This is a genomic window from Hymenobacter terrigena (assembly GCF_054776515.1).
In genome coordinates this window covers 834,369-855,715 of the sequence record NZ_BAAHBU010000002.1, presented here as the reverse complement: position 1 = coordinate 855,715, position 21,347 = coordinate 834,369, and the positions used below count along the sequence as shown (strand labels likewise).

Here is a 21,347-nt window from a genome sequence, read left to right as displayed (position 1 = left end):
GGCAATGAATAAGTTTATCGAGTCGATAAAAAACATTTTTGCGATTGAGGATTTGCGTACGCGAATCCTCAATACGCTTTTCTTCATTGCCATCTATCGCCTAGGCGTTTACGTGGTGTTGCCGGGCGTTGACCCCACGCAACTCAAGACCGGCGCCCAAGGCTTGTTTGGCATTCTGGATACGCTGCTTGGTGGCGCTTTCAGCCACGCGTCGATTTTCGCGCTGGGCATCATGCCGTACATCTCGGCGTCGATTGTGTTGCAGCTGCTCACCATCGCCGTGCCCTACTTCCAGAAGCTCCAGAAGGAAGGCGAGTCGGGACGTAAGAAAATCAACCAGTACACCCGGATTCTCACGATTCCGATTGTGTTGGCCCAATCGGTTGGCTTCATTGCCACGATTAACGCCGAAGCCATCATCAATCCCGGCACGTTCTTCACCGTTTCGACCATGATTATCATCACGGCCGGCACGTTGTTCTGCATGTGGCTGGGTGAGAAAATTACGGACAAAGGCATCGGCAACGGTATCTCCATGATTATCATGATTGGCATCGTGTCGCGTCTCCCCGGTGCCATCATCGGTGAGGCTGCTGCTAAAGGCGTGAACAAGTCGCTGATTTTCCTGCTGGAAATGGTGGTGCTGTTCCTCGTGGTTATGGCGGTTATTGTGCTCACGCAAGCGGTACGCCGCATCGCGGTGCAGTATGCCAAGCAGGTAGGCGGCACCACGCAGCTGGATGCGCAGCGTCAGTTCATTCCCCTTAAAGTGAATGCGGCCGGCGTAATGCCCATCATCTTCGCGCAGTCGTTGATGTTTGTGCCCGCCATCGTGGCGTCAGTATGGCAGAACCAGAGCGATACCGCCAGCTACATCGGCGTGAAGTTCTCGGACTACACTTCGTGGCAGTACAACCTTACTTTCGGCCTGCTGATTATCATCTTCACCTACTTCTACACGGCCATCAGCGTCAATCCGAACCAGATTGCCGATGACCTGAAGCGGAGCGGTGGTTTCGTACCTGGCGTGAAGCCTGGCCGCGATACCTCGGAATACATCGATGAAATCCTGACGCGCATCACCCTGCCGGGTGCCGTGGCGCTGGCCCTCATCGCCATCTTCCCCGCGCTGGCTTTGTTGTTGGGCGTTACCCGTCCGTTCTCGGCTTTCTATGGCGGCACTTCGCTCATCATCATGGTGGGCGTAGTACTCGACACGGTGAACCAAGTGCAGAGCTACTTGTTGATGCAGCACTACGACGGCATGATGAAATCGGGTAAGCTGCGCGGTCGCACGGCCCAGCCCATTTCCATCGCCTCGTAACCAAGCAATGGCAAAAGGTCCGATACAATACAAAACCGAAGAAGAGATTGACCTCATGCGGGCCAGTGCCCAGTTGCTGTCCCGGGCTCACGGCGAAGTCGCGAGTCTCATCAAGGAAGGAGTGACGACGCGACAGCTTGATAAGCGCGCGGAGGAATTCATCCGAGACAACGGCGGGATACCCTCTTTCAAAGGTTTATACGATTTCCCCTACAGCCTGTGCCTCTCGCCAAATGCGGTAGTGGTGCACGGGTTCGCCACCGATGAGCCGCTAAAAAGCGGCGACATCATCTCGGTGGACTGCGGGGTGTTGCTGAATGGCTACCATTCAGATAGTGCTTACACCTACCCAATCGGGGAGGTGGCGCCGGAAGTGCTGACGCTGCTGAAGGAAACGAAAGCTGCGTTATACAAAGGCATCGAACAAGCCGTGAGCGGCAACCGCGTGGGCGACATCAGCTACGCTATCCAGAACCATGTGGGCCCGTTGGGCTACGGGGTGGTGCGCGAGTTGGTTGGCCACGGAGTTGGCGCGAAGCTGCACGAAAGCCCCGATGTGCCGAACTACGGCAAGCGGGGTTCCGGGCCGCTCTTGCAAACTGGGTTGGTCATCGCCATTGAGCCGATGGTGAACCTGGGCAAGAAAGACGTGGTGCAGGAGGCAGATGGCTGGACTATCCGCACCAAGGACCGCAAGCCCTCGGCGCACTTCGAGCACACCGTAGTAGTTAGAAAAGAAAAGGCGGAAATTCTCACCTCCTTTGAATACATCGAAAAAGCATTGCAGCAGTAGCCCTTATGGCAAAACAAGCCTCGATTGAGCAGGACGGAACCATCCTGGAAGCCCTTTCCAACGCCATGTTCCGCGTGGAATTGGAGAACGGTCACCAGCTGATTGCCCACATTTCGGGCAAGATGCGGATGCACTACATCAAGATTCTGCCCGGCGACAAGGTGAAACTGGAAATGTCGCCCTACGACTTGTCGAAGGGCCGGATTAAGTATCGTTATAAATAAACCCGTTTCCCTTCACAGGTCATGAAAGTAAAAACCTCGGTGAAAAAGCGTAGCGTGGACTGCAAACTGGTCCGCCGTAATGGCAAGCTCTACGTCATCAACAAGAAAAACCCCCGCTTTAAGCAGCGTCAGGGTTAATTCAATTTTTAGAACCCCGGAACCTTGGGTACTGAGTCGTTGGTTATTAGCCTTCGGCCCGCCTTCCAAGCAGTTGCCGGGTTTCTGTCCGCAAACACATAACCACACACAATGGCTCGTATCGCAGGGGTTGATATCCCGGACAACAAGCGCGGCGAAATTTCGCTGACCTACATCTTCGGCATCGGCCGGAGCAACGCCAGCAAGATTCTGGTAAAAGCTGGCGTCGACGTCAATAAGAAGGTGAAGGACTGGACCGACGAGGAGTCGGGCGCCATCCGTGCCATCATTGCCGCCGAGCACAAGACCGAAGGCGTGCTGCGCTCGGAAGTAACGACGAACATCAAGCGTTTGATGGACATCGGCTGCTACCGTGGTCTGCGTCACCGCAAAGGCCTGCCGGTTCGTGGTCAGCGCACCAAGAACAACTCGCGTACCCGCAAGGGAAAGCGTAAAACGGTGGCCGGCAAGAAGAAGGCAACGAAATAAACTTAACCGGGAATCGGCGCTGGCTCTGGCGAGTGATGCACTCGCACAGCCAGCGCCAACACCTCCCGCATTTTTTGCGATAACCAAATGGCACAAAAAAGAAAAGACAAAGCCAAGAAGCGCGTTGTCGTGGTGGAGCAGGTGGGCCAGGTACACATCCGTGCCTCGTTCAACAACATCATCATCTCCATCACCAACAACAACGGTCAAGTTATTTCGTGGGCTTCGGCCGGCAAAATGGGCTTCCGCGGTTCGAAGAAAAACACGCCTTACGCCGCTCAAATGGCGATGAGCGACTGCGGCAAAGTGGCCCACGACCTGGGCATGCGCAAAGCCGAAGTATTTGTAAAAGGTCCAGGCTCGGGCCGTGAGTCGGCCATCCGCGCCCTCGGCAACGTGGGCATTGAGGTGACCACCATCCGCGACGTAACGCCGCTGCCGCACAACGGCTGCCGCCCCCCCAAGCGTCGTCGCGTTTAGTTTTCCACTTCAGAAATTAGATTACAATGGCACGTTATACCGGCCCTACCTCAAAAATTGCCCGTCGCTTCAACGAGCCGATTTTCGGCCCGAGCAAAGCGCTCAATAAGAAAGCCTATCCTCCGGGCCAGCACGGCCGCGGCCGTCGCAAGAAGCAATCGGAGTACGCTGTCCAGCTGATGGAGAAGCAGAAGGTGAAGTACATGTACGGCATGTTGGAGAAGCAATTCGAAAACCTGTTCCACAAAGCAGCAGCGCTCCCCGGTATCACCGGCGACAACCTGCTCGCCCTGCTGGAAGCCCGTCTGGACAACGCCGTGTACCGTTTGGGCATCGCCTCGACGCGTCGCGCTGCTCGCCAGCTCGTGGGTCACAAGCACATCACCGTGAACGGTGAAGTGGTGAACATCCCTTCGTACCACCTCCGTCCCGGCGACATCGTGGCCGTGCGCGAGAAGTCGAAGTCGCTGGAAGCCATCACCACGAGCCTGTCGGTTCGCAACTCGCGCCAGTTCTCGTGGCTGGAGTGGGACGGCAAGGAGTTGGCAGGCAAATTCCTCAACGCCCCCGCCCGTGAGCTGATTCCGGAGAAAATCACCGAGCAGCTCATCGTCGAACTGTATTCGAAGTAAGTAACGCTACTGGTAGCGGCCCGGCAGTTTGTCGGGCCGCACTTGTGCTTATACTTCACCAATTTTTTTCTAATTTTTTACGCCCCACATATGTCAATCTTAGCTTTTCAGATGCCGGAGAAAGTGGTGATGGAGAAATCCGACGACTTCACCGGGACGTTTGAATTTAAGCCGCTCGAGAAGGGCTACGGCGTCACCATCGGCAATGCGCTGCGTCGCATTCTGTTGTCGTCGCTGGAGGGTTTCGCCATCACGTCGGTGCGCACCAACAGCGTGCTGCACGAGTTTTCGACCATCGAAGGGGTGATTGAGGACATGTCCGAAATCATCCTGAACCTGAAGATGGTCCGCTTCAAGAAGGTGAGCGACGCCATCTCGGATAAAATTACGGTGCGCGTGAAAGGCCAGGATACCTTCTCGGGCGCTGATATTGCCAAGTTCGCCAGCGGTTTCGAAGTACTGAACCCCGACCACGTGATTGCTCACTTGGACCCCAGCGTGGAGCTGGAGTTGGAGCTGACGATTGCGCGCGGCCGTGGCTACGTGCCCGCCGACGAGAACAAGCCGGCTGACCAGGTTTTCGGTCAGATTGCCATCGACGCTATCTACACGCCCATCAAGAACGTGAAGTACAGCATCGAGAACACCCGCGTGGAGCAGAAAACCGACTACGAGAAGCTCGTTATCGAGATTCAGACCGATGGTTCGATTCACCCGGAGGACGCGCTGAAAGGTGCGGCCAACATCCTCATTCAGCACTTCATGCTGTTCTCGGATAACACGATGACCCTTGAAGGTCCGCGCGTGACCGAAGACGAGCCGATTGATGAGGAAACCATGCAGATGCGCAAGATGCTCAAGACTCCCCTGGAGGATATGGAGCTCAGCGTACGGGCTAAGAACTGCCTCAAGGCGGCCGACATCAAGACGATGGGCGAATTGGTGCAGCTCGAAATTGCCGATATGATGAAGTTCCGCAACTTCGGCAAGAAGAGCCTGACCGAACTAGAAAACCTCGTGGAAGAGCGCGGTTTGGAGTTCGGCATGGACCTGGGCAAGTATCGCTTGGACGAAGACTAGCATTAGAATACCGGATGTGCTGATTGGCTGAACTTGTTCAGCGGGTTAGCACATCTTCTTTTTTTATCCATTTACTATTTCACCAGTGTGCCCAAGGGGCAGCGGTTCTAATGAGGCCTTGAGGCCCGCCGTGGTCGCCGCCCGCAAGCACACATTTTTTCAAACGACCGATGCGTCACGGAAGAAAAATCAACCACCTGGGCCGGACTACCGCCCACCGCCATGCCATGTTGTCGAACATGGCTTCGTCGCTCATCCTGCACAAGCGTCTGACGACGACTGTGGCCAAAGCCAAAGCCCTGCGCAAGTACGTGGAGCCGATGCTGACCAAGTCGAAGGAAGACACGACGCACTCGCGCCGCATGGTGTTCGCTGCCCTGCAGGATAAAGAGTCGATTAAAGAGCTGTTTGGCAACATTTCGGGCAAAATTGCTAACCGTCCCGGTGGCTATACCCGCATCCTGAAGCTGAGCGATACCCGTCTGGGTGACAACGCCGAGATGTGCATCATCGAGCTGGTGGACTTCAACGAGACCCTGATTGAGTCGAAGCAGGCTGCTGCCGACAAGGCTGCTGCTGGCACTACCCGTCGTTCGCGTCGTGGTGGCAAGAAGGCTTCGGGCGACGCTGCTACTTCGGCTACCGAAGTGAAAGGCGAAGCTGTTGCTCCGGCCGCAGTAGTAGAACAGTCGGCTCCGGCTGACACGGCTACGGAAACTGTGAAAGACGGCGAGAGCCGCGAAGAAGCTAAGGCTGACGAAGCTGGTGCTTAATTCGTAGCAGTTGCTGCAAAGTGAAAAGGGACGCTCCGTGAGGGGCGTCCCTTTTTTGTGCGAAATTTTAGATGAACGGGAGTAAATCAGATTGCCATTTGGGGCCGATTCAATCGTTAGCGCAAGCAAGAGGGAGGTGTTGCAAAACGTTCTTTTAATACCGTGAGCGTGCTTATGCCGGCTGATTCGCGTACGTTTGCAGCATATTTAACTGTTTACAAAACGACTTGCTATGAGCTTCATCTCGCAAATTCACGCTCGCCAGATTTTTGATTCCCGCGGTAATCCGACGGTAGAAGTTGACGTCACGCTTGACTCCGGTGTCGTAGGCCGCGCCGCTGTTCCTTCGGGGGCTAGCACGGGCAAACACGAGGCTGTAGAGCTGCGCGACGATGATAAGTCCATGTACATGGGCAAGGGCGTGCTGAAGGCCGTAGATAACGTGAATTCGCGCATTGCCGAGGAGTTGGTCGGTTTCTCGGTGTACGAGCAGGCGCTGCTCGATAAGATTATGCTGGAAATGGACGGCACGCCCAACAAGGCGAACCTGGGCGCTAACGCCATTCTGGGCGTAAGCTTGGCCGCCGCCCGCGCTGCCGCGCAGGATGCTGGCATGCCGCTATACCGCTACATCGGTGGGGTAGGGGCCTCGACGCTGCCGGTGCCGATGATGAACATCCTGAACGGTGGCTCGCACGCCGACAATTCGATTGACTTCCAGGAATTCATGATTATGCCCACGGGTGCTTCGTCTTTCTCGGAAGCATTGCGCTGGGGTACGGAGATTTTTCACCACCTGAAGAACGTGCTGAAGAAGCAAGGCTTCAGCACGAACGTAGGTGATGAGGGCGGCTTTGCGCCGAATATCAAGTCGAACGAGGACGCTATTAAGATTGTATTGCAGGCCATTGAAACGGCCGGCTACCGCCCCGGCGAGGACGTGTTCATTGCGATGGACGCGGCCGTGTCGGAGTTCTACGAGGATGGTGTGTACCACTTTAAAAAGAGCACCGGTGATAAATTGACGTCGAGCCAGATGGTGGACTACTGGGCTGACTGGGTGAAGAAATACCCCATTATCAGCCTGGAGGACGGCATGGACGAAGACGATTGGAGCGGCTGGAAATCCCTCACTGAGCGCGTGGGCAAGCAAACCCAGCTGGTGGGTGACGACTTGTTCGTGACCAACGTGGACCGTTTGCAGCGCGGTATTGATGAGGGTATCGCCAACGCCATCCTCATCAAGGTAAACCAGATTGGTACGTTGACCGAAACCATCAACGCGGTGAACCTGGGCCGTCGCAACGGCTACAAGTCGGTGATGAGCCACCGCTCGGGCGAGACGGAGGACAGCACGATTGCTGATTTGGCCGTGGCGTTGAACACGGGTCAGATTAAGACGGGTTCGGCTTCGCGCTCCGACCGGATGGCTAAGTACAACCAGTTGCTCCGCATTGAGGAGGAGTTGGGCGAGGTGGCGTACTTCCCCGGCAAGAAGATGTAATTATTTCAGTGATTAAGAGCACAAACGGCCAATTTCGCATTAGCGAAATTGTCCGTTTGTATTACCTTTATATCGATGAATCTACCTTTCTTCATTAGCCCGATACTTCGGGTAGTGCGCAGCTTCTATTTTTTGACCGGCATGGGCTTTTTAGTCTGGATGCTGGTATTCGACGCCAACGATGTGGGCAAGCAGTTCGACATCTACCAGAAGTGGAAAGAGCTGCGTAATGAGAAGCAATATTACCTCGATAACATTGAGGTGGTAAAAAAAGACCGGGCCGAATTGATGAGCTCGCCGGCGCTGCTCGAAAAATTTGCGCGGGAAAAATACCTGATGAAGCGCCCTGGTGAGGACGTGTTCGTATTGGTGCCTCAAAGCGAAAATCAATAGCGGGAAACTGAGATAATGCAATAGCACAGCAATATTGCTGTGCGAAAACTGTTGCCTCTCTACTTCTGACAGTACTACTAATTCTCTTTTCACTCCTAATCCTTTTCACATGAAACAATCCTACGATGCGATTTTTCGGAAACCTTTGCGCTGGTGCGTATTGGTGGCTGTGCTGCTCTGGAGCCAGCTGGCGAATGCGCAGACCTACCTGCTGCCCACATCGGGCATTACTACCGTAACTACTTGTGCGGGCACACTCTATGACGATGGTGGGGCATCGGGCCCATATTCGAGCAACGCACTGGGGGGCACTACGCTGGTGCCCGCCACGGCCGGTAATAAAATCCGCCTGCAATTCAACCAGTTCAACATCGACCCTTACTACGATGTGGTGCGGATTTATGACGGTAGCTCGACCTCGGCTCCGCTGATTGGCGAGTATACCAACTACAACCTGCCCCCAGCATCGGTGTATGCCACCAACGCGACGGGTAGCCTAACGGTGGTGCTCCAAAGCGACTATTACTATACCGCGAGCGGTATTGAGGCGGCTGTTTCGTGCGTGACTACGGTACCGCAGGCCGATTTGGCCGTGCAGGGGGCTTCGGTGAGCCCGCTGAGCACGGTGGCGGGTAATCCGGTGTCAGTGAGCTGCTCCATCTACAACATTGGGGCCGGGGTGGCCACCAGCAGCAGCGTCGGCTATTATTTCTCGACGGATGCCACGCTGGATGCCAACGACGTGCTACTGGGCAATTCGACGGGCTACGCGCTGAACCCGGGCTTGTCGAGCAGCCGCTATGCCTCGGTCACTATCCCGGCTACGACTGCTCCGGGCAGCTATTACATTCTGTTTGCCGGCGATTACCTGGGCCAGGTAAGCGAGAGCAATGAAAACAATAATGTGGCCTCGGTGAACGTGACGGTGACGGCACCGAGCATCGACCTGACCATTTTGCAGCCTTCGGTAACGCCGACTACTACGGCTGTAGGCACGCCGATATCCATGAGCTGCTACATCCTGAACACGGGCAATGCCACGGCTACCAGCAGCAGCGTTGGTTTTTATATCTCAACCAACACGACGCTGGACGCTAATGACATCCTGCTGACTTCCCAGTATGGGGGGGCGCTCACGACGACGTATTCGTCGTCGCGCTACGGCACGGCTGCTATTCCGACGGGCCTGACGCCTGGCACATACTACATTTTATTTGTGGCCGACTATCAGGGCCAGGTAGCGGAAACCAACGAGACGAACAACGTTGCTTCCGTTGCCATTACGGTGGCACCTCCCGGCGTGGATTTGATAGTGCAGCAGCCTTCGCTCTATTACAACTCTACCGTGGCCGGGGGCTCGGTGCAGGCCTCGGCTTCGATATATAACCAAGGCAACGTGACGGCCACGAGCAGCACGATGGGCTTTTACCTCTCGACCAACACCACGCTGGATGCCAACGATGTGCTGCTGTCGACCGTGACAGGTGGTTCATTGGCCGCTAACTTGTCTGCTTACCGCTCGGCCAACCTGACGGTGCCAGTAGGCACAGCGGCGGGTAGCTACTACGTGCTATTTGTGGCTGACCCCACGAACGTGGTGACGGAAACCAACGAAACCAACAACGTGAGCAGCTTGCCGCTGACGGTGGTTGCCCCGACGATTGACCTGACGGTGAGCTACCCGTATGTATCGCCGACTACGGTGGCGTCGGGGAACGGTGCCAACGTCTCCTGCTACCTCAACAACCTGGGCAATGCCGTGGCTAGCCCTGCGAACGTCGGTTTCTATTTATCAACGGACAATACCTTCAGTGCGAATGATGTGCTGGTGGGCAGCCAAGCCAATACCTCGCTGTACGGCGGCGGTTATCTGAGCATTTACTCGCCCATCACGGTGCCGACCGGCACTGCTTCGGGCACGTACTACCTGCTGTTCGTGGCCGACCCGGCCAACGCCGTGACAGAAACCAACGAGAATAACAACGTGGCCAGCACCACCCTTATCGTAACGGCTCCGGGCATTGACCTGCAAATGAGCCAGGTGTACGCCACGCCCTACACCGTTGGGGCCGGTGGCGGGCTGAACCTGAGCTCGTACATCTACAACACGGGCAGTATCGCCTCGCCGAGTAGCACCGTGGGCTACTATCTGTCGACTAACTCGACTTTGGATGCCAATGACGTACTGCTGACTACCGTAGCCGGGACCCAGCTGGCGGCCAATGGCAGCTCGTACCGTACGGCTTCGGCTACGGTTCCGACGGGCACGACACCGGGGTACTACTATGTGCTGTTCGTGGCCGACCCGGCCAACGCCGTGACGGAAACCAACGAAAATAATAACGTCGCCAGCACCACTATTCAGGTAGTGGCCCCCACGATTGATTTGACGGTGAGCTATCCGTATGTATCGCCGACTACAGTGGCGGCGGGGGCCGGTGCCAACGCTTCGTGCTATCTCAATAACCTGGGCAACAGCACGGCCGCCCCAGCCAACATTAACTTCTACTTGTCGACGGACAACGTATTCAGCGCAAATGATGTGCTGGTGGGCAGCCAAACCAATCCCACGCTGACCGGCGGCGGCTACCTGAGCATTTACTCGCCCATCACGGTACCGACCGGCACAGCTTCGGGCACGTACTACCTGCTGTTCGTGGCCGACCCGGCCAACGCCGTGACAGAAACCAACGAGAATAACAACGTGGCCAGCACCACCCTTATCGTAACGGCTCCGGGCATTGACCTGCTGATTTCGCAGGTGTTCATGAACCTCACCTCGGTAGCACCCGGTACTCCGGTGGCGGCCACTTCCTACATCTATAACGCGGGGAACACGACTTCGCCGAGCAGCAGCGTGGGCTATTACCTCTCGACCAACGCCACGCTGGATGCCAACGATGTGCTGCTGAGCACCACCACCGGCGGGCAGTTGGGTGCTTACCAGTCGTCCACTTCGTACAGCAACGTGACCATCCCGACAGGTACGGTCGCAGGCACCTACTACTTGCTGGCCGTAGCCGACCCGCTAAACGTCGTAACGGAAACCAACGAAACCAATAACGTCGGCACTTATCAGTTCACCGTGACGGGACCCTTCACGGGCACCATCGTGCCTTTCTCGGGCACTAATACCGTGACCACCTGCAGCACGACGGTGTATGACCATGGCGGATTCGGCAACTACTCAGACAATGCCAATGGCACGCTGACCATCAACCCCGGCACGGCCAACAGCCGCATCCAGCTTTCGTTTAACTCGTTTGTGGTAGAGACTTGCTGCGACCGACTGATGATTTACGATGGTCCGAACGCACAGTCGCCGCTCCTGGCCACGCTCACGTCCATGCCGTCGCTGCCTATTATGGCGACCAACTCGACCGGCGCCCTCACGCTGGTGTTCACCAGCGATGGCAGCGTAACGGCTTCGGGCTTTGATGCGGCCGTGACGTGCGTGACTGCCCCCACGATTCTGCCCGACCTGCTGCTGACGCAGATAGGCGCTTCGCCTTCGTCGGTACCTGCCGGTAATAACCTGTTGTTGAGCGCTACTGTAGCCAACCAGGGCGGTGGCTCAGCGGCCAGCTCGGCTGTGGGCTACTACCTCTCGACCAACCAGACGCTGGATGCCAGCGACGTCTTGCTGGGCACCAGCGCCGGTACCTCGCTGGCAGCGAGCGTGAGTGCCAACCGTCAGTTGTCAGCGGCCGTGCCAGCCAGCACCACGCCCGGTGCTTACTACGTGCTGTTTGTGGCCGACCCGCTGAACGTGGTAGCCGAAACCAACGAAACCAACAACCTGGCTTCGCTGGCCGTGACGGTAACCACTGGCTTGGCCAGCCGTGAGCAAACTGCTGGCTACAACGTGGCTGTAGCACCCAATCCCGTGGCCAATGGCAACGCTTTGCGCGTGCAGTTCACGGGCGTGGGAGCCAATTGTGCTGCTTCGGTAGACTTGTTCAATGCCCTGGGGCAGCGGGTGAGCACGCAGCAAATGCAGTTGGGTACCGGCCGCTCCAATCAGGCCGAGATTTCGACGCGTGGCCTGGCCACCGGGGTATATGTGCTGCACCTCACCGGCACTAACCTGAACGTGACGCGCCGTGTGGTAATCGAATAACCTGCGCAAGCTAACCGGCCCCACCAAAGGCCGGAGCGGGGGCGGCGGCCCGGACCAAGGTCCGGGCCAGCCGCCCCCGCTTATTTTTGGCCATGCAAGCACTTACGGCCCTGAGACAAATGCGGTGGCAAATCAGCATCAGGACAAGCCTGCTGGTGCTGGTGCTTGTTGCGGCAGGATTGGTCGGCGGTGGCTTGGGGAGGGCGCGGCAGGTTGCGCAAACCGGCCCGCCGCTCAGCCAGGGGCAGGCAGCCGGCCAGTTTCTACGGGCCGTACTTCGCGCCAATTATTCGTTCGCCTACAGCAGGCTGGCACCGGAAGTCCGGCAGGGCATTAGCCTAGCGAGGTTTACTACGGCGGCCCGCCCGCTTTGGAAAAGTGGCCAGCGTCCCGGGCGCGGTACCGCCATCGAACTCTACAAACTGGGCGTGCGCTTAGGCGATGGGGGTAGTTCGCGACTATTCTACAGCTTTTCTTTCGCGGCTGATTCCAGCCTACGAGTCCCATCAGATGTACTGGAGGTAACGTTTCGGGACACGGCTTCGCGGGCGATTCTGGGCTTTGGTCTGCGCACCAGTGCCATTGTGAAGCCACACAAGCAAGTTGGGAAAATCCATTAAGCCGGTAGTATTCAATTCGACCGACTCTCCCACATGAACCCTAGTTACATTGAAGGGCTACGGCAGGCAGATTTTGCCCAGACTGATGCCCGGATTGCCCGCCATGGTTTCGTTGGCCAGCACAGCAAATAACACGGCTTCCTTGGCATCGGCCGGAATGCCCAGCGCATCAATGGGCGCAAAACGGGCGGTGGGCAGGTGCCGCTGCAGGGCCTGGAGCAGCGCGCCGTTGTGGCTGCCGCCGCCGCTCACGTAGCAGGCTACATTGGACCGCTCGGCTTCTGGAAGGCACTGCGAAACGGCGCTCGCTACGCCGGTAGCAGTTAGCTCAACCAGCGTGGCCAGTACATCGGCGGGTGAAAGGGAAGCGGTGTCGGTTTTGATTTGAGCCTCGTGCAGGTAGTCGGGTCCGAACAGTTCCGGACCGGTCGTCTTGGGCAGCGGCGCGGCGAAAAACGAGTGGCTCAGCAGTTCCTTCAGCAATGCTGTGTGAACGGTGCCACTGGCCGCAATCGTGCCGTTTTCATCATACTCACGGCCCGGAAAATGCCGCCGCGTCACGGCATCGAGCAGGGTATTGCCGGGGCCGGTATCGGTGGTGAGAGGCAGACCGGCGACGGGCTGGGCCGGTAAGTAGGTGAAGTTGGCAATGCCGCCGAGGTTGAGCAGCAGACGGTTTTCGTTGGGAGAGGAAAACAGCAGTTGGTCGGCATAGCCGGCCAGTGGGGCACCCTCGAAGCCGTGGGCCACGTGTTTCTGCCGGAAATCGGTCACGGTGATGATGCCGGTGAGCGCCGCCAGGTGGTCGCCATCGCCGATTTGGAGCGTGGCGTGGTGCGGGAAACGGGCCTGCTGGTGCTGGTGGCGCGGCGCGTGCCAGATGGTTTGCCCGTGGCTGGCAATGAGGTCGACCTCCGCCGCTGCTACCTGCCAGGAGTGCAGGCAGACCAGCACCATTTCTGCGTGTTGCCGGGCCACTTCGGCATTGAGAATAGTAACATCCTGCAACGCCACATTGGGCTGCGAAATGGCGCGCAGCCGTTGCCGGAATTCTGACGAGTAGGGCAGGGTGGCAAAATGCTCTAGCGTGGCGTGCATCCCGGCCCCGTGGCCCTCACAACGGCACAGCGCCACATCCAGCCCATCGAGGGAAGTGCCCGACATCAGGCCGATGATGCGACGGCTGGGCTGCTGGGCCAGTGCGAAAAGGCGAGCGAGGTAGGGATTCAAGGGTGGGCCTTTGAGAACTTTTGCGAAGGTATAAAAAGCGGTTTGTGCCCCGTTGTGCCAATTGCTGGGTTGCTACTCGATTTTCTTGCCCGCCATGGCTTGCTGGATGGAGATGTTCATCACCCGCTCGGCGTAGGGGCGCGTGAGCTCATCAAGCTCGTCCATGGCTTTTAGAATGGGGTCGCGCTCAGTGCCGGCCAGCGCGGCCTGCACCGTGGCTACCTGGGCTTCGGTAGCAGTCAGCTCGGCTTCAGTGAGGTGCTGGCGGTTTTTGCGGGTGAAGTTATTCACCTGATACAATAACTGCTCGGCTGCGGTGCGGGCTTCGATGAGCAGGCGCGCGGCTACGTCGTCTTTGGCATTCACCAGCGAGTCCATCAGCATCTGCTCCACCTGGTCGTCGGTAAGGCCGTACTGCGGCTTTATTTCCACCTGCTGGCGGGTGTTCGAGCGCAGCTCAATGGCTTCTACTTTCAGGATGCCGTCGGCGTTCAGCAGGAAGTTCACGTCGACCTTGGGCAGGCCAGCGGGCATGGCCGGGATGCCGGTCAGGGTGAATTCGCCCAGCTTGCGGTTCTGGCTCACGAGGTCGCGCTCGCCCTGGTACACGGCAATCTTCAGGTTCACTTGCCCGTCCACGCTGGTGGTGTACTGGCGGCCGGCCTTGGTCGGGATTTTCGAGTTGCGCGGAATAATGGGGTCCATCAGCCCGCCCAGCGTTTCGATGCCCAGCGTGAGCGGCGTCACATCCAGCAGCAGCACGTCGCGCCGGTTGCCGGCCAGAATATCGGCCTGAATGGCGGCGCCGAGCGCTACCACCTCATCGGGGTTCAGCGAATTATTCGCCGGCTGGCCGAAGAACTCCGAAACTGCTTCATACACCAGCGGCACGCGGGTAGAGCCGCCCACCAGCAGCACCGCATCAAGCTTGGTTTCAAGCTTGGCATCGGCCAGGGCCTGGCGGCAGGCGTCAATGGTGCGGTCTACCAGCGGGCGGATGAGGCCGTTGAACTGCGCGCGGGTGAGCGTGACGGTGGTATTCTGACCGGCCTCGTCGGTGAGGTGGGTGGTGAAATCGTCGTGCTGGCTGAGGTACTTCTTGGCCATCTCGGCGGCCAGGCGCAGCTGCTGTTGCAGGTGCGGGTTGGTGTGGAAGGCATCTGAGAGGCCGAAGGTGGCCGTCCAGTGGTCCACCACGGCGCGGTCCAGGTCGTCTCCGCCGAGGTAGGTGTCGCCGTTGGTGCTCAGCACTTCAAAAATGCCCTGCTGGATGCGCAGAATGCTGATATCAAACGTGCCGCCGCCGAGGTCGTACACGGCCACGGTTTTCTCTTCGTCGGGGTCGAGGCCAATGCCGTAGGCCAGAGCCGCGGCCGTGGGCTCGTTCACGATGCGCAGCACTTCGAGGCCGGCAAGGCGGCCGGCGTCGCGGGTGGCCTGGCGCTGCGAGTCGTTGAAATAGGCCGGCACGGTAATAACGGCGCGGTTTACCGGGGTTTTGAGGGCATGCTCGGCGCGGGCGCGCAGCTCCCGCAGGATGGCGGCCGACAACTCGATAGGGGAGAAGAAACGGTCATCGACCCGGATTTTGACCAGGCCTTCGGAGTTGTCGTCGATAACCTTGTAGCCGAGCTGGGTGGCGTGCTGGCCCAGGTCGCGGTAGCTTTTGCCCAGCAGGCGCTTTACCGAGTAGATGGTGCGCTGCGGGTCGGTGAGGAGATACTCACGCGCTTCGGTGCCCACGATAGGGTCGGCCCCATCGGCGGGAAAATGCACCACCGACGGCACGATGGTGCCCCGGCCCAAATCATTGATGGCAGCGGGCTGGCGGCTTTCGGGGTGCACGTAGGCCACGAGGCTGTTGGTGGTGCCGAGGTCGATGCCGACGATGATTTCTTCTTGCTGAAGGCTGCCGGTGGCCAGGTTGATTGCTACTGTAGCCATATAAACGGGGAGCGGCCACTATCGGCGGCCCGAAAAATGAAAATTGATGGCGCCGAAAAGCGCAGTGCAAAAGTACGGGCTAAACCGCGCCATTGCCGGAGCAATAAAGGCCTTGGGGCGTGCGATTAAGACAAGCCAAAATCTTGTTGAAATTATTATTAGAAAAAAACAAACCGGAGCCGCGAGTCCGAACGTAAGGAAAGTACAACTGCGCAACCGGGTTCAAAAAGGCCACATCACATGGGGTTTTCAGGGCTATACTGTTCAGCTTATGAGTCTTTTTTAGCTTGCCTTACACCTTCACCTCCTAACCCTTTTCCAGACATTTTTTATGAAAAATCTACTTACTCGCCCTCTTTTCCAGGCTGCTCTGCTCGCAACCGCGGCCGGAGGAGTGGTGGCTCTGAGCAGCCAGCACAACACGCTGGAGGCCTCCAGCCACCGCGAAGCCCCGCTTATCGCCGACGACCCGTTGGCCGATAACACCGACCTCTACGCCTTCCGTAGCCCCGACTCGCCTAACAACGACGGCAACGCCAGCGTCACCATCATTGCCAACTACATTCCGTTGGAACTGCCCCAGGGCGGCCCGAACTACAACACGTTTGGCGAAAATATCCACTACGAAATCCACGTGAAAAACAACCCGGCTACGTCCGGTGATGACATCACGTACCGTTTCACGTTCACCCGAACCAACGAAGCCGCCAACGGTACTTTTTTCAATATCCGGCTAGGCCTTCAGAACCTGAAAACGACTTACATCGTCGAGAAAAGCGTGGGCAATGGTGCATTCACAACTATCCTGAGCAATGGAGCAGTGCCGCCGCCTAACATTGGGCCGCGCTCCATCAACGGTGCCGCGGGGCTGAATCAGTCGGCTCCTTATGGCACGCTGATGACCAGCGCTACTTACTTGCAGACCCTGTCGGATGGTACCAAAATATTCTGCGGCCCAACGGATGACCCATTCTTTGCGGACCTCGGCGGCATCTTCGACCTGGGTGGCATTCGCGCCCCCGGCGCGGCCCGCGATGGCCTGGCCCGCAAGAACACCCACGCCATTGCCCTGCAAATCCCGGTGACTGTTCTGGCTAAGGCCGGTACTGCTGCCCTGTCCAGCACCACCAATATCCTGGATTCGAACTACATCATCGGCGTGTGGGCTTCGGCCAGCCGGCCTTCTACCCGCGTGCTGTCGGCCACGGGGGCTGCGCCTACCACGTCGGGCAACTACGTGCAAGTGTCGCGCATCGGCATGCCGCTGCTGAACGAAGTTATCAACCCCATTGGGGCTAAAGATGCTTGGAACTCCGGTACTCCTTATGCGGAAGTTGCTGCTACGGATGACTACCTGTCGAACCCCGAGCTGGGTCTGTACCTGGCTGATAACGTGCCAGTAGCCCCGGCTGCTCCCAAGCCTGCTAACCAAACGTACTACGGGGAAGCTATTTCGCCTCCCGGTACGCCGCTCAATGGGCTGCGCATCCAGAGCAAGTCGCTGGCTGGCCAGGCCCTGGGTGGTTTGGGCGGGGCTAGCTTCGCTGGCTTCGACTTCCGCAACGGTGCGGCCGGCCTGAGCGGCCTGGCCGGCAACACTGCCTTGAACGGCACGGCATTGGCCGCTAATGCCTATGGCCCGTACCTGCTGCGCGCCGGCAAGCCGCGCTCGGTGGATATTTTGCCCATCTTCCACACAGGGGTTCCCAACCTGGCTCCGTACCAGTTGGCTACCGGCAAAAACGGCAACCCGCTGGCAGCCGGCAAGCCTTTCATCAACAACTTCCTGTTGGTGGGTGGTTCGGCCAGCAACCCCGGCGGCGACATGCTGCGCCTGAACATGGCCGTGCCGCCGACGGCCCGCAACTCGGCTAGCTTCAGTTCGGAAGGCCTGCTGGCTGCCGCCGTGCTGGGCCTGACGAATGCTACCTACAATACCACCACGACCGTCCAAAACATTCCCAACATGGACGGCTTCCCCAACGGCCGCCGCCTCGAGGATGACGTGACCCGCATTGAGCTGCAAGCCGTGGGTGGTGCGGTGCTGGCCGCCATTGGCCTGTGGTACGACGACTACACCCCGACTTCGACGAGCCCTGTTACCGCGCAGTTGGGCAACGTGCTGAACTTCAACGCGGGCGTTACGGCCAACGATACCACGTTCAGAGCCGCTTTCCCATACTCGCAGACGCCCTGGAGCGGCACTACTGCCCAGCGCACGGCTCTGGCTCAGCGTTCGGCCAGCCTGGGCTTGTCGCCCAACCTGACGGTGGCTAATGCTTACCCGAACCCCTTCGCCGACCGCACCACGCTGCGCTTTGAGTTGCCCACCAAAGGCACGATGAGCGTTGTTATCAGCGACGTGACCGGCCGCAAGGTGGCTACCATTGCCAAGGATAAGTCTTTCGGTGCCGGTGCCAACGAGCTGGCCTGGACGCCCGGCCGCGATGTTGCCCCCGGCCAGTACATCGCCACGCTGTACAACGGCAGCACGGTTGTGCAATCGGTACGCATCGAGCGCCAGTAATAGCGCCGGAAGCTGATTAAAAAGAGCCGTCGTTTGGTCCTCGTTTGGACTGGCGGCGGCTCTTTTTTAGGCGTTATGTTTACGCTACTCCTCCACTCAGTCATCTTTCTCTGTTTTGAAAAAGTACTTATACCCCGGTTTATTGGTTGTTTTCGGCGTAATGGCGGCCGCCATATTCTTGTTTAAAAAGCCGGAGGTTCGCACGCCGGAGCTGAAAGACCGGCGCGGCAGCCTGTCGGTGGGCAACGAATGGCTGAACACCAAAGCCGCCATCGAGGGCCTGCTGGCCAAGCTGCGCACCAATCCGAAGGACCAGAAAAGCCGCCTGCTGCTGGCCCAGGCCTACATGCAGGAAGGGCGCGTCACCGGCGACCATCCGTATTACGACGGCGCGGCCATGGACCTGCTGGAGCAAGTGCTGGCCGCCGAACCCGAAAACTTTGAAGCCCTGTGCTGCAAAGCCTCGCTCTGCCTCACGCAGCACCACTTCGCCCAGGGCCTCGGCATTGCCGAGCAGGCCCAGAAACTGAACCCCAACAGCGGCTTCGTCTACGGCCTGCTGACCGATGCCAACGTGGAAATGGGCCACTACGAAGAGGCTATCAAGATGGCCGACAAAATGAACGCCGTGCGCCCCGACCTGCCCGCCTACGCCCGGGTGAGCTACCTGCGCGAGATTTACGGCGACGTGCCCGGGGCCATTCAGGCCATGGACATGGCCGCCAAAGCCGGCTACATTGGCCTGGAGCAAACCGAGTGGACCCGTGTGGCTCTGGGCCACCTCTACGAAGTGAGCGGCGACACGGCCCGCGCCCGGGGCTACTACCTCATGGCGCTTGTGGCCCGCCCCGGCTACGCCTATGCGTTGGCTGGCCTGGGCCGTATGGCGGCGGCGCATAAGGATTATGCCCGGGCCATCAAGCTTTATCAGGAGGCCCGCATTACGGTGAAGGACTACGCTTTCGCCGATGAGCTGACCGACCTGTACCGCCTCAACGGCCAGCCGGCGGAGGCCGACAAAATGGCGAAGGAGTCCATCGATATGCTGGCCAACGCGGCCAAAGAAGCCGACAGCAACGAGCAGATGGGCCACTACGCCGACCGCGAGCTGGCCTACGCCTACCTCAAAACCAACGAACTGGACAAGGCTCTGGAGCACGCCAAAATCGAGTATGCCCGCCGCCCCGACAACATCGACGTGAACGAAACCATGGCCTGGGTGCTCTACAAGCGCGGCCAGTATGCCGAGGCCCAGAAATACATGCAGGTGGCCCGCCGCACGGGCTCGAAAAACCCGGTGCTGCTGTGCCGCGCCGGCCTCATCCTCACCAAGCTCGGCAAGAATGCCGAAGGCCAGACCCTGATTGAGAGCTCGCTGAAAACCGCGCCCTACCTCAACCCCGAGGTAGAGGCTGAGGGTAAGAAGCTGTTGGCCGCTCGGTAAAACTGTAGCGTGGACTCGCAGAGTCCACGCTACATTGCTTTGAAACAGCCTCTTATGAAGCCCCTCGTACTGTCCCGTGAAATGCGCCGCGCCCTGGTGGCCCTGCCGCTGCTGGTGCTGCTGGCGCTGCCCGCTGCCGCGCACGTCCTCAACACGGACCTGAGCAAGCTCTCGCGCACGGAAATTTTCTGGACTTACCTGCAGCTGGGCTTCACGCACATCATTCCGCTGGGGTTCGACCACATTCTGTTCATCATCAGCCTCTACATTCTGGAGCCCCGCCTGAAGCCGGTGCTCATGCAGGCCACGGCGTTCACGGTGGCGCACTCCATCACGCTGGGGCTGGCCATGTACGGGTTTATCCAGCCGCCGTCGTCGGTTATTGAGCCGATTATCGCGCTGTCCATCCTGTTTGTAGCCATCGAGAACATCATCACCGATAAGCTCAATCCGTGGCGGCTGCTCATTGTGTTTGGCTTCGGGCTGGTGCATGGCATGGGTTTCGCCAGCGCCCTCACGGGACTGGGGCTGCCGCAGAAGGACTATTTCGGCTCGCTCATCTCCTTCAATGTGGGCGTGGAGCTGGGCCAGGTGTCGGTGATATTGCTGTGCTGGGCGCTGGTAGGCCGCTGGGCCGCCAACAAAAGCTGGTACAAGCAGCGGGTGGTGGTGCCGGTGTCGGTGGTTATCGGCCTGATAGCGGCTTACTGGACCGTAGAGCGCGTGTTTTTTGCTTGAAGTTTTACCATCTCCATCTATCCCATCAACTGCGCCGTAGATAGCGCCACCCTTGTCCCGCACTCATGGCCTTCCGCCCGTACCTCACGCTGCTGCTGCTGCTCAACTACCTGCTGGTAGTGGGGGCAGGCCTCGTGGAGCGCCCGGCAAAGGTGATTGACCGGCCCTTTGCCTATGTGCACAGCTCGGATTGCCAGCTGAAGCATACGCTGCGGCTGGGCTGCTTCGACGACTGCAACGGCGTGCAGTACACGGTGCAGAAAAACGGTGAGCGCCTGCCTTTGCAGCAGCTGCTTTCCACCTTCAAAGGGCTGGACACGCACTGCCTGACGGAAACGCGGGTGGTGTTTGCCCGGCCCGTTTTTAGTGCTGCCGAGGTCCGGCGGGCGGCCTGTGCAGTGGCCGTGCCCGTGGGCTACCGGGGGCAGGTTGAGTTGCCGCCCTGTCGGGGATAAGTTGAGCTTTGGCTTCGAACTGCTAAGTAGTTGGTTCGAATTCAAACGGGGGCACTGCGCACGACTGCCGATAAGGAGCCGTGCTGTCTCATCTTATCCAACCATCCGACGCAGCTTGCGGGCCACCGTGCCCGGGCGCGTTCAACTCCTTATACCATGATTTTTCGGGCCAATCCCTTCCAACCCGTAGCGGGCGCTACGGGCATTGCTTCGCGTGTGCAGCTGCCCACGGCGGGCCACATTGCCACCAATCCCCTTGGCCTAAGCGGCCGTTCTGTGCTGCCTGGCACCGCCGCGGCCCTGCGCAGCCCTGCGCGCGGCCACCTGGGCCAGCAGCGCACGCAGCACCAGGTGCAGTGCCGCGCCAATTGCATGAGCAAGGCTAACTTCTAACGGGTTCAATTTTCCATCCACGTAAATGAGTCAGCAACAGCCGGCC

The 21,347-nt window shown here is 58.6% G+C and carries 20 protein-coding genes; 18 read left to right on the top strand and 2 right to left on the bottom strand.

All coding sequences use genetic code 11. The features are described 5' to 3' along the window. Nucleotides 1-4: 4 nt before the first annotated feature. The 13 genes from secY (at nucleotide 5) to ACYU7Q_RS10320 (ending at nucleotide 12,570) form a co-directional block, all read left to right on the top strand. Nucleotides 5-1,324 carry a preprotein translocase subunit SecY gene (secY, locus tag ACYU7Q_RS10380; RefSeq protein WP_196286032.1) on the top strand — a complete coding sequence of 440 codons (1,320 nt, stop codon included), beginning with the start codon at nucleotides 5-7 and terminating at the stop codon, nucleotides 1,322-1,324. 7 nt (nucleotides 1,325-1,331) lie between these two features. Further along, nucleotides 1,332-2,117 carry a type I methionyl aminopeptidase gene (gene map / locus ACYU7Q_RS10375; protein WP_460609378.1) on the top strand — a complete coding sequence of 262 codons (786 nt, stop codon included), beginning with the start codon at nucleotides 1,332-1,334 and terminating at the stop codon, nucleotides 2,115-2,117. 5 nt (nucleotides 2,118-2,122) lie between these two features. Continuing rightward, on the top strand, nucleotides 2,123-2,341 hold the full coding sequence (gene infA / locus ACYU7Q_RS10370) for a translation initiation factor IF-1 (RefSeq protein WP_035567874.1): 219 nt from the start codon (nucleotides 2,123-2,125) through the stop codon (nucleotides 2,339-2,341). A 21-nt stretch (nucleotides 2,342-2,362) separates the two neighbouring features. Beyond that, the gene (rpmJ, locus tag ACYU7Q_RS10365; protein WP_046246595.1) at nucleotides 2,363-2,479 is read left to right on the top strand and encodes a 50S ribosomal protein L36; all 117 of its coding nucleotides are present in this window, start codon (nucleotides 2,363-2,365) and stop codon (nucleotides 2,477-2,479) included. Nucleotides 2,480-2,590: 111 nt separating this feature from the next. Beyond that, nucleotides 2,591-2,968 (top strand): 30S ribosomal protein S13, encoded by a 378-nt coding sequence (gene rpsM, locus ACYU7Q_RS10360; RefSeq protein WP_196286034.1) that lies wholly within the window; start codon nucleotides 2,591-2,593, stop codon nucleotides 2,966-2,968. Between the two features lie 87 nt (nucleotides 2,969-3,055). Beyond that, on the top strand, nucleotides 3,056-3,448 hold the full coding sequence (gene rpsK / locus ACYU7Q_RS10355) for a 30S ribosomal protein S11 (protein WP_035567868.1): 393 nt from the start codon (nucleotides 3,056-3,058) through the stop codon (nucleotides 3,446-3,448). A 26-nt stretch (nucleotides 3,449-3,474) separates the two neighbouring features. Next, on the top strand, nucleotides 3,475-4,080 hold the full coding sequence (gene rpsD / locus ACYU7Q_RS10350; protein WP_196291021.1) for a 30S ribosomal protein S4: 606 nt from the start codon (nucleotides 3,475-3,477) through the stop codon (nucleotides 4,078-4,080). Between the two features lie 90 nt (nucleotides 4,081-4,170). Beyond that, nucleotides 4,171-5,160, top strand: a complete 990-nt coding sequence (locus ACYU7Q_RS10345) for a DNA-directed RNA polymerase subunit alpha (RefSeq protein ID WP_198067467.1) — start codon at nucleotides 4,171-4,173, stop codon at nucleotides 5,158-5,160. Nucleotides 5,161-5,330: 170 nt separating this feature from the next. Then, the gene (rplQ, locus tag ACYU7Q_RS10340; RefSeq protein WP_460609377.1) at nucleotides 5,331-5,933 is read left to right on the top strand and encodes a 50S ribosomal protein L17; all 603 of its coding nucleotides are present in this window, start codon (nucleotides 5,331-5,333) and stop codon (nucleotides 5,931-5,933) included. A gap of 232 nt (nucleotides 5,934-6,165) precedes the next feature. After that, nucleotides 6,166-7,437, top strand: a complete 1,272-nt coding sequence (eno, locus tag ACYU7Q_RS10335) for a phosphopyruvate hydratase (RefSeq protein ID WP_460609376.1) — start codon at nucleotides 6,166-6,168, stop codon at nucleotides 7,435-7,437. 75 nt (nucleotides 7,438-7,512) lie between these two features. Next, nucleotides 7,513-7,830 (top strand): FtsB family cell division protein, encoded by a 318-nt coding sequence (locus ACYU7Q_RS10330; RefSeq protein WP_460609375.1) that lies wholly within the window; start codon nucleotides 7,513-7,515, stop codon nucleotides 7,828-7,830. Nucleotides 7,831-7,939: 109 nt separating this feature from the next. Continuing rightward, nucleotides 7,940-11,950 carry a CARDB domain-containing protein gene (locus tag ACYU7Q_RS10325; RefSeq protein WP_460609374.1) on the top strand — a complete coding sequence of 1,337 codons (4,011 nt, stop codon included), beginning with the start codon at nucleotides 7,940-7,942 and terminating at the stop codon, nucleotides 11,948-11,950. A 92-nt stretch (nucleotides 11,951-12,042) separates the two neighbouring features. Continuing rightward, nucleotides 12,043-12,570 (top strand): hypothetical protein, encoded by a 528-nt coding sequence (locus ACYU7Q_RS10320; RefSeq protein WP_460609373.1) that lies wholly within the window; start codon nucleotides 12,043-12,045, stop codon nucleotides 12,568-12,570. 57 nt (nucleotides 12,571-12,627) lie between these two features. Here ACYU7Q_RS10320 and ACYU7Q_RS10315 read toward each other — a convergent pair whose 3' ends face one another. Beyond that, nucleotides 12,628-13,800, bottom strand: coding sequence for an anhydro-N-acetylmuramic acid kinase (locus ACYU7Q_RS10315; RefSeq protein ID WP_460609372.1), 1,173 nt, complete (start codon nucleotides 13,798-13,800; stop codon nucleotides 12,628-12,630). 72 nt (nucleotides 13,801-13,872) lie between these two features. Then, complete coding sequence (hscA, locus tag ACYU7Q_RS10310) at nucleotides 13,873-15,744, bottom strand: Fe-S protein assembly chaperone HscA (RefSeq protein WP_460609371.1); 1,872 nt, start codon at nucleotides 15,742-15,744, stop codon at nucleotides 13,873-13,875. A 331-nt stretch (nucleotides 15,745-16,075) separates the two neighbouring features. On the opposite strand from hscA, the gene ACYU7Q_RS10305 reads away from it, so the two are divergent. The 5 genes from ACYU7Q_RS10305 to ACYU7Q_RS10285 all read left to right on the top strand — a co-directional run bounded on the left by ACYU7Q_RS10305 (nucleotide 16,076) and on the right by ACYU7Q_RS10285 (nucleotide 21,301). Beyond that, the gene (locus tag ACYU7Q_RS10305; RefSeq protein ID WP_460609370.1) at nucleotides 16,076-18,271 is read left to right on the top strand and encodes a DUF4331 family protein; all 2,196 of its coding nucleotides are present in this window, start codon (nucleotides 16,076-16,078) and stop codon (nucleotides 18,269-18,271) included. A gap of 115 nt (nucleotides 18,272-18,386) precedes the next feature. Further along, nucleotides 18,387-19,715: a tetratricopeptide repeat protein gene (locus ACYU7Q_RS10300; RefSeq protein WP_460609369.1), complete on the top strand. Its 1,329-nt coding sequence runs from the start codon at nucleotides 18,387-18,389 to the stop codon at nucleotides 19,713-19,715. Nucleotides 19,716-19,769: 54 nt separating this feature from the next. Continuing rightward, nucleotides 19,770-20,453, top strand: a complete 684-nt coding sequence (locus ACYU7Q_RS10295) for a HupE/UreJ family protein (RefSeq protein ID WP_460609368.1) — start codon at nucleotides 19,770-19,772, stop codon at nucleotides 20,451-20,453. Nucleotides 20,454-20,518: 65 nt separating this feature from the next. Further along, nucleotides 20,519-20,908, top strand: coding sequence for a hypothetical protein (locus ACYU7Q_RS10290; RefSeq protein ID WP_460609367.1), 390 nt, complete (start codon nucleotides 20,519-20,521; stop codon nucleotides 20,906-20,908). A gap of 156 nt (nucleotides 20,909-21,064) precedes the next feature. Then, nucleotides 21,065-21,301 (top strand): hypothetical protein, encoded by a 237-nt coding sequence (locus ACYU7Q_RS10285; protein ID WP_460609366.1) that lies wholly within the window; start codon nucleotides 21,065-21,067, stop codon nucleotides 21,299-21,301. The last annotated feature ends 46 nt before the right edge of the window (nucleotides 21,302-21,347 follow it).

Bases quoted from the DNA above. Each gene is read 5' to 3' on its own strand.
- secY (WP_196286032.1), top strand. From the start codon at position 5: ATGAATAAGTTTATCGAGTCGATAAAAAACATTTTTGCGATTGAGGAT.
- map (WP_460609378.1), top strand. From the start codon at position 1,332: ATGGCAAAAGGTCCGATACAATACAAAACCGAAGAAGAGATTGACCTC.
- infA (WP_035567874.1), top strand. From the start codon at position 2,123: ATGGCAAAACAAGCCTCGATTGAGCAGGACGGAACCATCCTGGAAGCC.
- rpmJ (WP_046246595.1), top strand. From the start codon at position 2,363: ATGAAAGTAAAAACCTCGGTGAAAAAGCGTAGCGTGGACTGCAAACTG.
- rpsM (WP_196286034.1), top strand. From the start codon at position 2,591: ATGGCTCGTATCGCAGGGGTTGATATCCCGGACAACAAGCGCGGCGAA.
- rpsK (WP_035567868.1), top strand. From the start codon at position 3,056: ATGGCACAAAAAAGAAAAGACAAAGCCAAGAAGCGCGTTGTCGTGGTG.
- rpsD (WP_196291021.1), top strand. From the start codon at position 3,475: ATGGCACGTTATACCGGCCCTACCTCAAAAATTGCCCGTCGCTTCAAC.
- ACYU7Q_RS10345 (WP_198067467.1), top strand. From the start codon at position 4,171: ATGTCAATCTTAGCTTTTCAGATGCCGGAGAAAGTGGTGATGGAGAAA.
- rplQ (WP_460609377.1), top strand. From the start codon at position 5,331: ATGCGTCACGGAAGAAAAATCAACCACCTGGGCCGGACTACCGCCCAC.
- eno (WP_460609376.1), top strand. From the start codon at position 6,166: ATGAGCTTCATCTCGCAAATTCACGCTCGCCAGATTTTTGATTCCCGC.
- ACYU7Q_RS10330 (WP_460609375.1), top strand. From the start codon at position 7,513: ATGAATCTACCTTTCTTCATTAGCCCGATACTTCGGGTAGTGCGCAGC.
- ACYU7Q_RS10325 (WP_460609374.1), top strand. From the start codon at position 7,940: ATGAAACAATCCTACGATGCGATTTTTCGGAAACCTTTGCGCTGGTGC.
- ACYU7Q_RS10320 (WP_460609373.1), top strand. From the start codon at position 12,043: ATGCAAGCACTTACGGCCCTGAGACAAATGCGGTGGCAAATCAGCATC.
- hscA (WP_460609371.1), bottom strand. From the start codon at position 15,744: ATGGCTACAGTAGCAATCAACCTGGCCACCGGCAGCCTTCAGCAAGAA.
- ACYU7Q_RS10305 (WP_460609370.1), top strand. From the start codon at position 16,076: ATGAAAAATCTACTTACTCGCCCTCTTTTCCAGGCTGCTCTGCTCGCA.
- ACYU7Q_RS10295 (WP_460609368.1), top strand. From the start codon at position 19,770: ATGAAGCCCCTCGTACTGTCCCGTGAAATGCGCCGCGCCCTGGTGGCC.
- ACYU7Q_RS10290 (WP_460609367.1), top strand. From the start codon at position 20,519: ATGGCCTTCCGCCCGTACCTCACGCTGCTGCTGCTGCTCAACTACCTG.
- ACYU7Q_RS10285 (WP_460609366.1), top strand. From the start codon at position 21,065: ATGATTTTTCGGGCCAATCCCTTCCAACCCGTAGCGGGCGCTACGGGC.